We start from the raw sequence: 15021 nt of genomic DNA, 5'->3' as shown, positions 1-15021 counted from the left end.
TTGAGTACTGCCGGTAAGTCGATCCTGTTGGTCGATGATGACCAGGACATTCGTGAACTGCTGCAAGCCTACCTGAGCCGTTCAGGCTTTGCCGTGTGCGCGGTGGCCAACGGTCAGGGGTTTCGTCAGGCATTGGACGAGGGTGGTCATGATCTGGTGATCCTCGACGTGATGCTCCCGGATGAAGATGGTTTCAGTTTGTGTCGCTGGACTCGCCAACATCCGCGCCAGTCCCAGGTGCCGATCATCATGTTGACGGCCAGCTCCGATGAGGCCGATCGGGTGATCGGCCTGGAGCTGGGGGCTGACGATTATCTGGGCAAGCCGTTCAGCCCGCGCGAGTTGCAGGCGCGTATCAAAGCCCTGTTGCGCCGGGCCGGTTTTGCTCAGGAGCGTAACGGCGGCGAGGTACTGGCGTTCGATGAGTGGCGGTTGGACACGGTCAGCCACCGGCTGTTTCACCGCGACGGTGAAGAGGTGATTCTGTCGGGGGCGGATTTCGCCCTGCTCAAGCTGTTTCTCGATCATCCGCAACAAATCCTCGACCGCGACACCATCGGCAATGCCACCCGTGGTCGGGAACCGATGCCGCTGGACCGGATTGTCGACATGGCGGTCAGCCGCCTGCGTCAGCGTCTGCGTGACACTGACAAACCACCCCGTTTGATTCGTACTGTTCGCGGCAGCGGTTATCTGCTGGCAGCCCATGTCGCGCCTGCGCACTGAGCGGCGCTGGCGCCTGCCGTGGCCGCGTTCGCTGCTCGGGCGCATGCTGCTGTTGACGTTGTTGGCGGTGTTGCTGGCCCAGGGGCTGGCTAGCCTGATCTGGCTATCGCAGTTGCGTGCCAGCCAATTGGAGGGCTTGGTGGCCAGTGCGCGCAGCCTGGCTCACTCGATGACCGCCAGCGTCAGCTACTTTCGCTCGCTGCCTGTGGCCTATCGGCCGATGGTGCTGGACCAGTTGCGTAGCATGGGCGGTACCCGTTTCGTGGTGTCGCTCAACGACCATCCATTGGACATGCAGATGTTGCCGGCCACACCGCGCAAAAAAGCAGTGATCGAAGCCGTGGAACAGGTGTTGCGCCAACGCCTGGGTGAGCAGATGAGTATCTCTGTGGAGTTCGTCAGCCCAAAGGAACTGCGGGTGTTCAATAGCGGCCTGAAGCTGGACGAGCTGCCGCGATCCTGGGCGCATTACGCGCTGACCCTGGCGCCGCTTGATCCACCGGTGCTGGTGACACAAATCGGTTTGGCGCCGGGTGAGTGGTTGTACATCGCCTCGCTGTTGCCTGAGCCGTACACCAGCCTGGAAGAAGAGGGCGTGCCGGGTCAGCAGATCGGTTTCATGGTGCTGACCAGTACCTTCCTGTTGCTGTTCATCGGTGTACTGGTGCATTGGCAGAGCCGTCCGTTGAAACGCCTGGCGCGGGCGGCGCGGGACCTTTCGCTAGGGGCCGCCGAGGTAGAGCCGGTGGTCGAAGGCGGTGGCAGCGAAGTGGTCGAGGTAGGCCGTGCCTTCAATGCCATGCGCGAGCGCATCAGCCGTTATTTGACGGAGCGCAGTCAGTTGTTCAGCGCGATTTCCCATGATTTACGCACCCCGATCACCCGTTTGCGGCTGCGGGTCGAGCTGTTGGATGACGAGCACGTGCAGCACAAGTTCAGCCGTGATCTGGATGAGCTGGAGATGCTGGTCAAGGGCGCGCTGCAGTGTGTGAAAGATACCGACATCCACGAGAACATCGAACCGATCGATCTTGCGCAGGCGCTGCATGGCCTGATCGAGCCGTACCTGGGGACCGGTCAGGTCACCCTTGAGGGGCAGGTGTTGGCGCCATACCCCGGCAAGCCGCTGGCGCTGCGCCGGTGCATGGGCAACCTGATCGACAATGCGCTCAAGTACGGCCAGCGTGCGCACCTGCGGATCGAGGACAGCGATCAGGCGTTCGTGCTGCATGTCGATGACGAAGGCCCTGGCGTGCCCGAGCAGCGCCTGGAACAGGTGTTCGAGCCCCACTTCAGGCTGGCCGGGCAGCAGCAGGGTTATGGCCTTGGCCTGGGGATCGCCCGCAATATTGCTCACAGTCATGGCGGCGAGCTGACCCTGCAAAACCTGCGTGAAGGGGGGCTGCGGGTCACCCTGCGCCTGCCGCGAACCGGTGATTGAGTTCACTGAATTGGCGGTCGGCCGGGACAGGGCGGCGCTTGCACAATGTCACTGTTTGGTGACATTCGCGCATCCCTTCGTTACGTCCAGCGGGCGGGCCTCTGGTTAGACTGCCATGCAGCGCAAGCACCACGACTTGCACCTGCATAACAACAAGAAAAGGTTCCCTTCGATGAATGCGATTACTCGCCTCGCCGCTGTCATTTCTCTTGCTTCCTTGTTCCCCCTGAGCGCCGTCGCTGCCGATCCCGGTACAGTGGAAGTGCTGCACTGGTGGACGTCCGGTGGTGAAGCAAAGGCCGTGGAAACCCTGAAGGAACAGGTCAAGAAAGACGGTTTCGTCTGGAAGGACAACGCCGTTGCCGGCGGCGGTGGCGCAGCCGCCATGACCGTACTGAAAACCCGGGCCATTTCCGGTAACCCCCCTGCCGCCGCCCAGATCAAGGGCCCGGACATCCAGGAGTGGGGCGCCCTCGGCCTGCTGACCGAACTGGATGACGTGTCCAAGGCCAACCACTGGGATGCGTTGCTGCCCAAACAAGTCGCCGACATCATGAAGTACGACGGCCACTACGTTGCGGTGCCGGTGAATATCCACCGAGTCAACTGGCTGTGGATCAACCCGCAGGTGTTCGAGAAAGCCGGTGCCAAGGTGCCGACCACCCTTGATGAGCTCTTTGCTGCTGCCGACAAACTCAAGGCCGCAGGCTTCACTGCGCTCGCCCATGGCGGTCAGCCATGGCAGGACAGCACGGTTTTCGAAGACCTGGCACTGAGCATTCTGGGGACCAAGGGCTATCACGCGGCGTTCGTTGAGCTGGATGAACAGGCCCTGACCGGCGAGAAAATGGTCGAGGTGTTCAAGACCTTGCAGCGCCTGGGCACCTACATGGACCCGAACCGCGCGGGGCGTGACTGGAACATTGCGGCGGCCGAGGTCATCAGCGGCAAGGCGGGCATGCAGATCATGGGCGACTGGGCCAAGAGCGAGTGGACCGCTGCAGGCAAGGTCGCCGGCAAGGACTACTTGTGCGTGGCCTTCCCCGGAACCCAGGGCAGTTTTACCTACAACATCGACTCGCTGGCGATGTTCAAGCTCAAGAACGCGAACGACATCAAGGCCCAGAACGATCTGGCCAAGGTCGCGCTGGAGCCTGAGTTCCAGACCGTGTTCAACCGGAACAAAGGCTCGCTGCCGGTGCGTCAGGACATGGACATGAGCCTGTTCGACGCCTGCACGCAGAAGTCGTCGGTGGACTTCAAGGACGCCGAAAAAGGTGACGGCCTGCAACCGAGCATGGCGCACAACATGGCCACGTCGCTGGCCGTGCAGGGGGCCATCTTCGATGTGGTCACCAACTTCCTCAATGACCCGAGCGCCGATCCGGCCAAGGCGGTCAAGCAACTGAGTTCGGCGATCAAGTCGGCCAAGTGAGGCTGTGAGCCTGCTCTACCCGCTGTAGGAGCCGGCCTTGCCGGCGATGCGGTGCTTCGCGCCGCCCTCCATTCGAGATTTCCACGATGAGCACTGTTGTTGCACTCAACAAGGCCTCGCCCCTCGACGCATTGCAACGCTGGCTGCCAAAACTGGTGCTGGCGCCAAGCATGCTGATCGTCCTGGTGGGGTTCTATGGCTACATCTTCTGGACCTTCCTGCTGTCGTTCACCAACTCCAGTTTCATGCCCAGCTACAAATGGGTAGGGCTGGCGCAGTACGCCAAGCTGCTGGAGAACGACCGTTGGTGGGTGGCGAGCAAGAACCTGCTGGTGTTCGGTGGGCTGTTCATCAGCATCAGCCTGGTGGTCGGCGTGCTGCTGGCGGTGTTGCTCGATCAGCGCATCCGCCGTGAAGGCTTTATCCGCACCATCTACCTGTACCCGATGGCGCTGTCGATGATTGTCACCGGTACTGCTTGGAAGTGGTTGCTCAACCCCGGCCTGGGCCTGGACAAGCTGCTGCGTGATTGGGGCTGGGAGGGCTTCCGCCTGGACTGGCTGGTCGATCCGGACCGAGTTGTCTACTGCCTGGTGATTGCCGCGGTGTGGCAGGCCTCGGGCTTTGTCATGGCCTTGTTCCTGGCGGGCCTGCGGGGTGTCGATCAGTCGATCATCCGTGCCGCCCAGGTCGATGGGGCAAGCCTGCCGAGTATTTACCTGCGCATCGTCCTGCCCAGCCTGCGCCCGGTGTTTTTCAGTGCACTGATGATCCTGGCGCACATTGCGATCAAGAGTTTCGACCTGGTAGCCGCGATGACTGCAGGTGGCCCGGGCTACGCCTCCGACTTGCCGGCGATGTTCATGTACGCCTTCACCTTCAGCCGCGGGCAGATGGGCATGGGCTCGGCCAGCGCGATTCTGATGCTGGGGGCGATCCTGTCGATCCTGGTGCCTTACCTGTACTCGGAATTGAGGAACAAGCGCCATGACTAAGCCTCTTGCTTCGCGTGGCTTCAGCCTCAGCCGCCTGGCCATCTACGGCACCTTGCTGCTGGCCTGCGCGGTCTACCTGATCCCGCTGATCGTGATGCTGCTGACCAGCTTCAAATCACCGGAGGACATCCGCACCGGCAACTTGCTGAGCTGGCCCGAGGTGATCACGGGCATCGGCTGGATCAAGGCCTGGGACACCGTGGGTGGCTACTTCTGGAACTCGGTGAAAATCACCGTACCGGCGGTGGTGGTTTCGACGCTGTTGGGGGCGCTTAACGGGTATGTGCTGTCGATGTGGCGCTTCCGTGGCTCGCAGTTGTTTTTCGGCTTGCTGTTGTTCGGTTGCTTTCTGCCGTTTCAGACCGTGCTGCTGCCGGCCTCGTTCACCCTCGGCAAGCTGGGCCTGGCCAGCACCACCACGGGCCTTGTGCTGGTGCATATCGTCTATGGCCTGGCCTTTACCACGCTGTTCTTTCGCAACTACTACACCAGTGTCCCGGATGCCCTGGTGCGGGCGGCACGGCTCGATGGTGCGGGCTTCTTCACCATCTTCGGGAAGATCCTGCTGCCGATGTCGGTGCCGATCATCATGGTCTGCCTGATCTGGCAGTTCACGCAGATCTGGAACGACTTTCTTTTCGGCGTGGTGTTTGCCAGCGGCGATGCCCAGCCCATCACGGTGGCGCTGAACAACCTGGTCAACACCAGCACCGGGGTCAAGGAATACAACGTCGACATGGCGGCGGCGATGATCGCCGGGTTACCGACCCTGTTGGTCTATGTGATGGCTGGCAAGTATTTCCTGCGCGGGCTCACTGCCGGCGCGGTCAAGGGGTGAATTATGGCAACGCTTGAATTGCGCAACGTCAACAAGACCTACGGCAGTGGCCTGCCGGACACCTTGAAGAACATCGAGCTGAAGATCGACTCGGGCGAGTTCCTGATTCTGGTTGGCCCCTCGGGCTGCGGCAAGTCGACCTTGATGAACTGCATCGCCGGGCTGGAGCAGATCAGCGGCGGGGCGATCCTGGTGGATGAGGCTGATATCAGCGGCATGAGCCCGAAGGACCGGGACATTGCCATGGTCTTTCAGTCCTATGCGCTGTACCCGACCATGAACGTGCGGGAGAACATCGCCTTCGGCCTGAAGATCCGCAAGATGCCCGCCGCCGCCATCGAAGAAGAGGTGGCGCGGGTGTCCAGGCTGCTGCAGATCGAGCACCTGCTCAATCGCAAGCCCGGTCAGCTCTCGGGTGGTCAACAACAGCGCGTGGCGATGGGCCGGGCGTTGGCGCGGCGGCCGAAGATCTACCTGTTCGATGAGCCACTGTCCAACCTCGATGCCAAGTTGCGGGTGGAGATGCGCACCGAGATCAAGCTGATGCACCAACGCTTGAAGACCACCACGGTCTACGTGACCCACGACCAGATCGAAGCGATGACCCTGGGTGACAAGGTTGCTGTGATGAAGGACGGGCTGATCCAGCAGTTCGGAACCCCGCAGCAGATCTATAACGACCCGGCCAACCTGTTCGTCGCCAGTTTCATTGGCTCACCGCCGATGAACTTCATCCCTTTGCGTCTGCAGCGCAAGGACAGCCGGCTGCTGGCGCTGCTCGACAGTGGTCAGGCGCGCTGCGAGTTGCCGATGGGCATCGACGATGCGGGCCTGGAAGAGCGTGAAGTGATTCTGGGCATTCGCCCCGAACAAGTCTGCCTGGCACCGGAACAGCCCAATGGCCTGCCCAGTATTCGTGCCGAGGTGCAGGTGATCGAACCTACCGGCCCGGACACTCTGGTGTTCGTCAGCCTCAACGGCACCAAAGTCTGCTGTCGCCTGGCGCCTGACTGCCCGGTGCAGGTGGGGGACAACCTGAACCTGCAGTTCGACCCGGCGCGGGTGTTGCTGTTCGACGCCGTAACGGGTGAGCGATTGGGTGTGGTCGGCAACCCGCAAGTGCATGCGCCCAAGGACAATGTAGCCAAGGACAATGTGGCGCAGTTCAAGGGGCGCTGAGCCGTTTGCAGGACGTGTAAATCCATCGATAACAATAAGACGAGGAAACAAGGGATGGCTCATTACAAACGCATCAGGTCGCTGGCTCCGCTGACCTTGCTGGCTGCGTTCGGGGTAAACGGTGGTGCTCATGCTGCCGGTGCTTTCGACCCGGAATCGAAATGGATGACCGGAGATTGGGGCGGCACGCGTACCGAGTTGCTGGAGAAGGGTTACGACTTCTCGCTGGAGTACGTGGGCGAGGTGGCTGGCAACCTCAGCGGTGGCTACAACGATGACAAGACGGCGCGCTACAGCGACCAGTTTGCCTTGGGCGTGAAGCTGGACCTGGAAAAGATCCTCGGTTGGCAGGATACCGAGTTCAAGCTGGCCGTTACGGAACGCAGTGGCCGTAACCTGTCCAACGACCGCATCAGTGATCCGCGTGCCGGGCAGTTCAGTTCGGTGCAGGAAGTCTGGGGGCGCGGCCAGACCTGGCGGCTGACCCAGATGTGGATCAAGCAGCAGTATTTCGATCAGGCGCTGGATGTCAAAGTCGGCCGCTTCGGCCCGGGTGAGGACTTCAACAGCTTCCCCTGCGACTTCCAGAACCTGGCGTTCTGTGGATCCCAAGTTGGCAACTGGGTTGGCAGCATCTGGTACAACTGGCCCGTCAGCCAGTGGGCGTTGCGGGTCAAGTACAACATCACCCCGGAGTTCTTCGCTCAGGTCGGCGTGTTTGAGCAGAACCCGTCCAACCTGGAAACCGGCAACGGTTTCAAGCTCAGCGGCAGTGGTACCAAGGGCATGATCCTGCCGGTGGAAATGGTCTGGTCGCCCAAGGTCAACGACCTGCCGGGTGAGTACCGTCTGGGTTACTACTACAGCACCGCCAAGGCTGACGATGTCTTTGAAGACGTCAATGGCCAACCGCAGGCGCTAACCGGTAATGACTTCAAATCGCACAGCAGCAAGCATGGCTGGTGGGTTGTCGCCCAGCAGCAGGTTACTGCGCACAACGGCGATGCCGCACGTGGTTTGAGCCTTTTCGCCAACTTCACTGTTCACGACAAGGCCACCAACGTGGTCGATAACTACCAGCAGGTCGGCCTGGTCTACAAAGGTGCCTTTGACGGGCGACCCAAGGACGACATCGGCTTTGGCGTGGCGCGTATTCACGTGAACGACGATGTGAAAAAACGTGCAGAGTTGCTCAATGACGTCAGTGGTATCAACGACTACGACAACCCGGCGTTCGTCCCTGTCCAGAAGACCGAATACAACGCCGAGCTGTACTACGGTTTTCACGTCACCAACTGGCTGACCGTACGGCCGAACCTGCAGTACATCCGCAGCCCAGGGGGTGTGGATGAGGTGGACAACGCGGTCGTCGCCGGCTTGAAGATTCAGTCGGTGTTCTGACCTAATATGTTGTAAATTTACGCCATTTGTTGCAGCTGATTGCCGGCTTGCTCAGCACCTGCCTGTAGGTGCTGAGCTGGCTGGCGATAAAGCCCGTCAGTCAATCAGAGTTCCTAGCCATGCAAGAGCATCCGCTCCAGCGCTTTTTCACCTCGCGCCGGCCGCGTCCGACCTTTGAGTGGGAACGCCATCAGCAGCGCGACGTGCTGATCATTGATCACCCACGTTGCCAGGCGGTGTTCAGTCGTCAGGGCGCCCAGTTGCTGCATTTTCAGCCGCAGGGCCAGCGCCCGTGGTTGTGGTGTGCCGCACAGTGGCCACAGGTTGGGGCGATCCGTGGCGGTGTGCCCGTGTGCTGGCCCTGGTACGGTCGTCACCCCAGTGAAGACCTCTGGCCTTCTCATGGTTGGGCACGGCTGCTGGACTGGAAGCTGATCGACAGCTCAGAGGATGCCGAAGGGGTTAGCCTGACCTGGCGTTTGCAGCTGTGTGACTGGCAGGTTGACTTGCAGGCGCGGCTGGGTGATGGCATGGAGTTGCAGTTGCGTACTGAGCATCAGGACAGCTTGCCCTGCCAGTTGAGTCATGCGCTGCTGGCTTACTGGCGTATCAGTGACGTCTCAAAGATAGCGCTGTCTGGGCTCGAAGGTGCGGAAGGTTACGACCAGTTGAGTCGTCAAACCTGCCGGCAGAAAGGTGAGCTGAAAGTGCAGGGCGGCTGTCAGCGGGTGTTCCAGAATGCGGCAACGCTACAACTGCACGACCCGGCCTGGAAGCGCCAGCTGTGCATTGATATGGGCGACAGCGAGGACACGGTGGTCTGGCACCCCGGTAGTCGGCCGCTGATGGGTGTCAGTGGCAGCGAAACCCTCGGCTTTGTCTGCGTCGAGGCGACCAGTGGCCACAACGACAGCCTGAGCCTGGCACCGGGCGAGCAGGCTCATCTGCGGCTGCAGGCGCACCTGTTCAATTGAGTTCATCGTCGATCGGGTAGCGGCTGGCGTTGAGGCTTTCCTTGATTTTGCGCAGGTGTGGCTGGAAGTCCACGCCACGGCGCAGGGTCATGCCGGTGGCCAGTACATCGAGTACCGTCAGCTGGATGATCCGCGAGGTCATCGGCATGTAGATGTCGGTGTCTTCCGGCAGCGGGATGTTCAGGCTCAGGCTGCTGGCCTTGGCCAGTGGTGAGCCGGCAGCGGTCAGGCCGAGCACCGAGGCACCGTTTTCACGGGCCAGGCGTGCGACTTCGACCAGTTCGCGGGTGCGCCCTGTGTAGGAAATGATCACGAACAGCTCGCCAGTGTGCGCCACCGACGCCAGCATGCGCTGCATCAGGACATCGGCATGGGCCGACACGGCAAGGTTGAAACGGAAGAACTTGTGTTGGGCATCCAGTGCCACCGGGGCCGAGGCGCCGAGGCCGAAGAAGTGGATCTGTCGGGCCTGGATCAGCATGTCGACGGCGCGGCTGATCAACTGCGGGTCGAGTTGCTGGCAGGCGCTGTCCAGCGAGGCGATGGCACTGCCGAAGATTTTCTGGGTGTAGGCGGCCGGATCATCGTCGGCCTCGACCGCGCGGCTGACGTAGGCGGCGCCACTGGCCAGGCTCTGCGCCAGTTGCAGTTTGAGTTCCGGGTAGCCGCTGACATCGAACGAGCGGCAGAAGCGGTTCACGGTCGGTTCGCTGACCTTGGCCGCCTGGGCCAGGGCGGCAATGCTGAAGCGCGTCGCTTGCTGGGGGTTGAGCAGGATGACTTCGGCGACTTTGCGCTCGGCCTTGTTCAGCTCTTCAAGGCGGCCCTGGATCTGTTCCAGGAGGTTTCGCACGCGGTCCATGGTTTATGTCCTTGGGTCGAGGATGCAGCCAATAGCGGGCAGCAGCGGGCTTTTTGGGGGTGGCCTATCGTACTGATGGCCTGATTGCTTCACCACTTGAATCTGTCCAAGGGGTCAAATGTTGTGTTTATTACTACATAATCCCCTTGATTACTGCCCTTGAACAGGGTATTTGTACGTCAACTTGATAAAAGAACCAACATCATGTCTTCGATCTCCGTTGAGCCTTGTACGTTTGCCCTGTTTGGCGCCCTTGGCGACCTGGCATTGCGCAAGCTGTTTCCGGCGCTGTATCAGCTGGATCGCGCCGGGCTGTTGCATGCTGACACCCAGGTGCTGGCATTGGCCCGCGAGCCGGGCAGCGTCGAGGAGCACCTGCAGCGAATCGAAGCGCACCTGCATGAATTCGTCGAGGCCGGGCAGATAGAGGCCATCCCTCTGCAACGCTTCCTGGCCCGCCTGAGCTACCTGCATGTGGACTTTCTCAAGGCGGATGACTATCAGGCGCTCGCCGAAAAGGTCGCTCCCCAGGCACCACTGATCGCCTACTTCGCAACGCCTGCAGCGGTTTATGGCGGCATCTGCGAAAACCTCGACAAGGCAGGCCTCGGCCCGCGTACCCGGGTTGTGCTGGAAAAACCGATTGGCCACGACCTGGAGTCGTCACGGCGGGTCAACGATGCCGTGGCGCAGTTTTTCCCGGAAAACCGGGTCTACCGCATCGACCATTACCTGGGCAAGGAAACCGTCCAGAACCTGATTGCGCTGCGTTTCGCCAACAGCCTGTTCGAAACCCAGTGGAACCAGAATTCGATCTCCCATGTGGAGATCACCGTGGCGGAGAAGGTGGGTATCGAAGGGCGCTGGGGCTACTTCGACAAGGCCGGCCAACTGCGGGACATGATTCAGAACCACTTGCTGCAATTGCTTTGCCTGATCGCCATGGACCCGCCCAGCGACCTGTCGGCCGACAGTATCCGTGATGAGAAGGTCAAGGTGCTCAAGGCGCTGGCGCCGATCACCGGTGAAGGCCTCGGCAGCCGCGTCGTACGTGGCCAGTACATCGCCGGTTACAGTGAGGGGCGCCCGGTACCGGGATACCTGGAAGAAGACAACGCCAACCCGCAAAGCAATACCGAAACCTTTGTTGCCTTGCGTGCCGACATTCGCAACTGGCGCTGGGCCGGTGTGCCGTTCTACCTGCGTACCGGCAAGCGGATGCCGCAGAAATTGTCGCAGATCGTCATCCACTTCAAGGAACCGCCGCACTACATCTTCGCGCCGGAGCAGCGTTTACAGATCGGTAACAAGCTGATCATTCGTTTGCAGCCGGACGAAGGTATTTCTTTGCGGGTGATGACCAAGGAGCAGGGCCTGGACAAGGGCATGCAGTTACGCAGCGGCCCGTTGCAATTGAATTTCTCCGACACCTACCGCAGTACACGCATCCCCGATGCCTACGAGCGGTTGTTGTTGGAAGTGATGCGCGGCAATCAGAACCTGTTTGTGCGCAAGGATGAAATCGAATACGCGTGGAAGTGGTGCGACCAGTTGATTGCCGGTTGGAAGAGTTCGGGCGAAGCGCCCAAGCCCTACGCCGCCGGGTCCTGGGGGCCGATGAGCTCGATCGCGCTGATAACCCGTGATGGGAGGTCGTGGTATGGCGATATCTGAACTGCAATGGCCGGCTAACGTGGCGACGCATACCTATGCAAGCCCGGCGCTGCTGGCTGAAGACCTGGCCAAGAATGTCGCCGAGCGCCTGAGTGCGGCCATTGCCGCCAACGGGCAGGCCACCCTGGTGGTCTCTGGTGGTCGTAGCCCGGTGATGTTTTTCCAATGCCTGGCACGCCGGTCGCTGGACTGGTCAAAGGTAGTGGTCAGCCTTGCGGATGAGCGCTGGGTGCCGGTGGAGCATGTCGACAGTAATGCCGGGCTGCTCAAGCGCTACCTGTTGGTCGGGGCGGCGGCCAAGGCTCGTTTTATTGGCCTGTATCGTGCCAGTGCCAGCCTTGAAGCGGCTGCCCTGGACGCCGATCAGGCCTTGGCCGAGTTGCCGCCGATTGATGTGCTGGTGCTGGGTATGGGCGATGACGGGCATACAGCGTCGCTGTTTCCGGCCAGCCCGAACCTTGCCCAAGGCCTGGCAGCCGACAGCCCTCGACGTTGCCTGCCCATGCTGGCGCCGAGCGTTCCGCATCAGCGCCTGAGCATGACCCGTGCCTTGCTGGGGACTGCCGCATTCACTGCCTTGTCCGTGCAAGGGCAAGGCAAACTCGCTACCCTGCGCGCCGCGCTGGCAGGGGATGACCCTGCCGAAATGCCAATTCGCGCCTTTCTACACGCTTCCCTGGATATTTTCTGGTGCCCATGAGCCAAGGACCCGCCGTTATGACCACGCATGAACATTCGCAACCGGGCATCTCCATGGCCGACAAAATCGCGCAGATCGACCGTATCTGCGGTGAGGCGCGCATCCTTCCGGTGATTACCATTGCCCGCGAGGAAGACATTCTGCCGCTGGCCGATGCGCTGGCCGCGGGTGGCCTGAAGACGCTGGAGATCACCCTGCGCTCCGAACATGGCCTGAAAGCCATTCGTATGCTGCGTGAGCAACGCCCCGAGTTGTGCATTGGTGCTGGTACCGTGCTCGACCGCTCGATGCTGAAGGCGGTTGAGGCGGCGGGTGCCCAGTTCATCGTCACCCCCGGCTGTACCCAGGACATCCTTGAGGCGGGCGTCGAAAGCGCCTTGCCATTGCTACCGGGCATCAGCAGCGCTTCGGAAATCATGATGGGCTATGCCCTGGGCTACCGTCGCTTCAAGCTGTTTCCAGCGGAAATCAGTGGTGGCGTCGCAGCGATCAAAGCCTTTGGTGGCCCGTTTGGTGAGGTGCGTTTCTGCCCGACTGGCGGGGTGAATGAAAGTAACCTGAAGAGCTACATGTCCCAGCCCAATGTGATGTGCGTGGGCGGGACCTGGATGTTCAACAGCGCCTGGGTCAAGGACCGTGACTGGGCGCGTATCCAGGCCTGCAGCGCCGAGGCCTTGGCCCTGCTGGACTGATCCCTATTCGTTATGTGCTACACGGCTTTAGGTGCGCTTGGTCGGCGCACCTTTTTTTTGCCTGTCAGAAACACAGGAGCCAGTCTGCGCCTGCATCGTTGTGTAGGTTTGCCTGCAATGGCTTCGGCGGGGGCCAGTGAGTCCGCGGCGCCTGCATCGCGGGCAAGCCCGGCTCCTACAGGCTGCGCGGTCTTTGGCTTAAAAAAAAGAACCCCCGCAATAAAAGCGAGGGTTCTTCGGTAGCCTGTGCCCGGCTCTTTCAAGACGGGCATTTTCAACGGCTGGGTGCCAGGCCGGTTTACGCGGCTTTGGCGGCCTGTTGGCTCAGCGAGCGGTTCAGGGCACTGAACAAGGCCTTGAAGCTGGCGGTGGTGATGTTTTCATCGATACCGACGCCATGCACTGGGCGGCCACCGGCCACGCGCAACTCTATGTAGGCCGCCGCCTTGGCGTTGGTCCCGGCACCGATCGCATGCTCGTTGTAGTCCATGATTTCGACGGCAACCGGCAAGCCGGCAACCAGTGCTTCCAGGGCGCCGTTGCCCTTGCCGCGCCAGTGCAGGGTGGTCTCTCCTTCGCCAGCGACTTCCACTTCCACTGCGCTGTGACCGTTCTCTTCCTGCAGGCGGTGGCTGACCAGCGCATACGGCGAGTTGGCCTGCAGGTATTCACGGTGCAGCAAGTTGTAGATCTGCTGAGCGCTCATTTCCAGGCCCAGGCGGTCGGTTTCACCCTGTACGACCTGGCTGAACTCGATCTGCATGCGACGCGGCAGGCTGATGCCGTATTCCTGTTCGAGCAGGTAGGTGATACCGCCCTTGCCGGACTGGCTGTTCACGCGAATCACTGCCTCGTAGCTGCGGCCGATGTCGGCCGGGTCGATCGGCAGGTACGGTACTTCCCAGAGGGCGTCATCTTTCTGCTGGGCAAAGCCCTTGCGGATGGCATCCTGGTGGGAGCCGGAGAACGCTGTGTGAACCAGGTCGCCAACATACGGATGACGTGGGTGCACGGGCAGCTGGTTGCACTCCTCGACCACCTTGCGCACGCCGTCGATGTCGGAGAAGTCCAGTTGAGGGTCGATACCCTGGGTGTAGAGGTTCAGTGCCAAGGTCACCAGGTCGACGTTGCCGGTACGCTCGCCGTTGCCGAACAGGCAGCCTTCGGCGCGATCGGCGCCCGCCATCAAGCCCAGCTCGGTGGCAGCAACGCCGGTGCCGCGGTCGTTGTGGGTGTGCAGGCTGATGATCACGCTGTCACGACGCGAGATGTTGCGGCAGAACCACTCGATCTGGTCGGCGTAGACGTTCGGCGTCGATACTTCAACGGTGGCCGGCAGGTTGAGGATGACCTTGTGTTCCGGGGTCGGGTTCCAGACTTCGATCACCGCATCGCAGACTTCCTTGGCGAACTCCATTTCGGTGGCGCTGAAGGTTTCTGGCGAGTATTCGAACGTCCAGTGGGTGTCCGGCTGCTGGGCGGCATATTTGACGAACAGCTTGGCTGCGTTCACCGCAATGTCTTTCACGCCTTGCTTGTCCTGGTTGAAGACAATGCGACGGAACGATGGGCTGGTGGCGTTGTACAGGTGGACGATGGCCTTTTTCGCGCCGCGCAGCGACTCGAAGGTACGGGCGATCAAGTCTTCACGAGCCTGGGTCAACACTTGAATGGTGGTGTCGTCAGGAATGTGGCCGTCTTCGATCAGGGTGCGAACGAAATCGAAGTCGGTTTGCGAGGCGGAAGGGAACGATGCCTCGATCTCTTTCACGCCAACGCTGACCAGGGTCTTCCAGAAACGCAACTTCTTCGCCGAGTCCATTGGTTCGATCAGCGACTGGTTACCGTCACGCAAGTCCGAGCTGCACCAGATCGGCGCCTGGGTGATGGTCTTCGATGGCCAGGTACGATCCGGCAAGTCGATGGTCGGAAACGCGCGGTATTTTTTCGAAGGGTCTTTGAGCATGGACATGGAAGCAATCCTTTAATGTGCGGCCTTGAAAGGGGCCCGCCGAGCAAACAAAAAGATGAAAAGGCGAGGCGACGCGATTCAGCTTGGTAGTCGGGCACTGACCAGGCAAAGGCTGCGGTGTTGGCGAAGCTG

13 protein-coding genes are annotated in these 15021 nt (G+C 61.0%); 11 read left to right on the top strand and 2 right to left on the bottom strand.

Going from position 1 to position 15021, the window contains the following annotated elements; translation table 11 throughout:
• From CYD26_RS13700 to CYD26_RS13665, 8 genes are all read left to right on the top strand, one after another.
• Positions 1-726: a response regulator gene (locus CYD26_RS13700; protein ID WP_065760153.1), complete on the top strand. Its 726-nt coding sequence runs from the start codon at positions 1-3 to the stop codon at positions 724-726.
• Positions 707-2167, top strand: a complete 1461-nt coding sequence (locus tag CYD26_RS13695) for an ATP-binding protein (RefSeq protein ID WP_065760152.1) — start codon at positions 707-709, stop codon at positions 2165-2167. Before CYD26_RS13700 ends, CYD26_RS13695 begins: the two co-directional genes overlap by 20 nt.
• A gap of 172 nt (positions 2168-2339) precedes the next feature.
• Positions 2340-3602 carry an ABC transporter substrate-binding protein gene (locus CYD26_RS13690; protein ID WP_102052859.1) on the top strand — a complete coding sequence of 421 codons (1263 nt, stop codon included), beginning with the start codon at positions 2340-2342 and terminating at the stop codon, positions 3600-3602.
• 86 nt (positions 3603-3688) lie between these two features.
• Positions 3689-4597, top strand: a complete 909-nt coding sequence (locus tag CYD26_RS13685) for a carbohydrate ABC transporter permease (RefSeq protein WP_065760150.1) — start codon at positions 3689-3691, stop codon at positions 4595-4597.
• Positions 4590-5435, top strand: coding sequence for a carbohydrate ABC transporter permease (locus tag CYD26_RS13680; RefSeq protein ID WP_102052839.1), 846 nt, complete (start codon positions 4590-4592; stop codon positions 5433-5435). The genes CYD26_RS13685 and CYD26_RS13680 overlap by 8 nt, the downstream gene beginning before the upstream one ends.
• A gap of 3 nt (positions 5436-5438) precedes the next feature.
• A complete protein-coding gene (locus tag CYD26_RS13675; protein ID WP_099773657.1) occupies positions 5439-6614 on the top strand; it encodes an ABC transporter ATP-binding protein in 1176 nt (391 codons plus the stop codon).
• 54 nt (positions 6615-6668) lie between these two features.
• A complete protein-coding gene (locus tag CYD26_RS13670; protein ID WP_102052838.1) occupies positions 6669-8015 on the top strand; it encodes a carbohydrate porin in 1347 nt (448 codons plus the stop codon).
• Positions 8016-8134: 119 nt separating this feature from the next.
• On the top strand, positions 8135-8989 hold the full coding sequence (locus tag CYD26_RS13665; RefSeq protein ID WP_102052837.1) for a D-hexose-6-phosphate mutarotase: 855 nt from the start codon (positions 8135-8137) through the stop codon (positions 8987-8989).
• On the opposite strand, the gene hexR is transcribed toward CYD26_RS13665, so the two are convergent.
• The gene (gene hexR / locus CYD26_RS13660) at positions 8982-9842 is read right to left on the bottom strand and encodes a MurR/RpiR family transcriptional regulator (protein ID WP_218060847.1); all 861 of its coding nucleotides are present in this window, start codon (positions 9840-9842) and stop codon (positions 8982-8984) included. The two genes, CYD26_RS13665 and hexR, sit on opposite strands and share 8 nt — an antisense overlap.
• A gap of 213 nt (positions 9843-10055) precedes the next feature.
• Here hexR and zwf point away from each other — a divergent pair, with 213 nt between their 5' ends.
• The 3 genes from zwf to CYD26_RS13645 are packed head-to-tail and all read left to right on the top strand — an operon-like array spanning position 10056 to position 12917.
• On the top strand, positions 10056-11525 hold the full coding sequence (gene zwf, locus CYD26_RS13655; RefSeq protein ID WP_102052836.1) for a glucose-6-phosphate dehydrogenase: 1470 nt from the start codon (positions 10056-10058) through the stop codon (positions 11523-11525).
• On the top strand, positions 11512-12225 hold the full coding sequence (gene pgl / locus CYD26_RS13650) for a 6-phosphogluconolactonase (RefSeq protein ID WP_102052835.1): 714 nt from the start codon (positions 11512-11514) through the stop codon (positions 12223-12225). The genes zwf and pgl overlap by 14 nt, the downstream gene beginning before the upstream one ends.
• Positions 12226-12242: 17 nt before the next feature.
• Complete coding sequence (locus CYD26_RS13645; RefSeq protein ID WP_065760142.1) at positions 12243-12917, top strand: bifunctional 4-hydroxy-2-oxoglutarate aldolase/2-dehydro-3-deoxy-phosphogluconate aldolase; 675 nt, start codon at positions 12243-12245, stop codon at positions 12915-12917.
• Between the two features lie 298 nt (positions 12918-13215).
• On the opposite strand, the gene leuA is transcribed toward CYD26_RS13645, so the two are convergent.
• On the bottom strand, positions 13216-14889 hold the full coding sequence (gene leuA / locus CYD26_RS13640) for a 2-isopropylmalate synthase (protein ID WP_099773660.1): 1674 nt from the start codon (positions 14887-14889) through the stop codon (positions 13216-13218).
• Positions 14890-15021: the final 132 nt, after the last annotated feature.

This window comes from Pseudomonas sp. FFUP_PS_473 (assembly GCF_002858665.1).
In the GTDB taxonomy this organism is placed as follows: Bacteria; Pseudomonadota; Gammaproteobacteria; order Pseudomonadales; family Pseudomonadaceae; genus Aquipseudomonas; species Aquipseudomonas defluvii.
The sequence above is the reverse complement of the archived record's forward strand: the minus strand, read 5'-3'. Positions and strand labels throughout refer to the sequence as shown.

Coding starts and splice junctions, on each gene's coding strand:
- CYD26_RS13695 (WP_065760152.1), top strand. CDS start 707: ATGTCGCGCCTGCGCACTGAGCGGCGCTGGCGCCTGCCGTGGCCGCGT.
- CYD26_RS13690 (WP_102052859.1), top strand. CDS start 2,340: ATGAATGCGATTACTCGCCTCGCCGCTGTCATTTCTCTTGCTTCCTTG.
- CYD26_RS13685 (WP_065760150.1), top strand. CDS start 3,689: ATGAGCACTGTTGTTGCACTCAACAAGGCCTCGCCCCTCGACGCATTG.
- CYD26_RS13680 (WP_102052839.1), top strand. CDS start 4,590: ATGACTAAGCCTCTTGCTTCGCGTGGCTTCAGCCTCAGCCGCCTGGCC.
- CYD26_RS13675 (WP_099773657.1), top strand. CDS start 5,439: ATGGCAACGCTTGAATTGCGCAACGTCAACAAGACCTACGGCAGTGGC.
- CYD26_RS13670 (WP_102052838.1), top strand. CDS start 6,669: ATGGCTCATTACAAACGCATCAGGTCGCTGGCTCCGCTGACCTTGCTG.
- CYD26_RS13665 (WP_102052837.1), top strand. CDS start 8,135: ATGCAAGAGCATCCGCTCCAGCGCTTTTTCACCTCGCGCCGGCCGCGT.
- zwf (WP_102052836.1), top strand. CDS start 10,056: ATGTCTTCGATCTCCGTTGAGCCTTGTACGTTTGCCCTGTTTGGCGCC.
- pgl (WP_102052835.1), top strand. CDS start 11,512: ATGGCGATATCTGAACTGCAATGGCCGGCTAACGTGGCGACGCATACC.
- CYD26_RS13645 (WP_065760142.1), top strand. CDS start 12,243: ATGACCACGCATGAACATTCGCAACCGGGCATCTCCATGGCCGACAAA.
- leuA (WP_099773660.1), bottom strand. CDS start 14,889: ATGTCCATGCTCAAAGACCCTTCGAAAAAATACCGCGCGTTTCCGACC.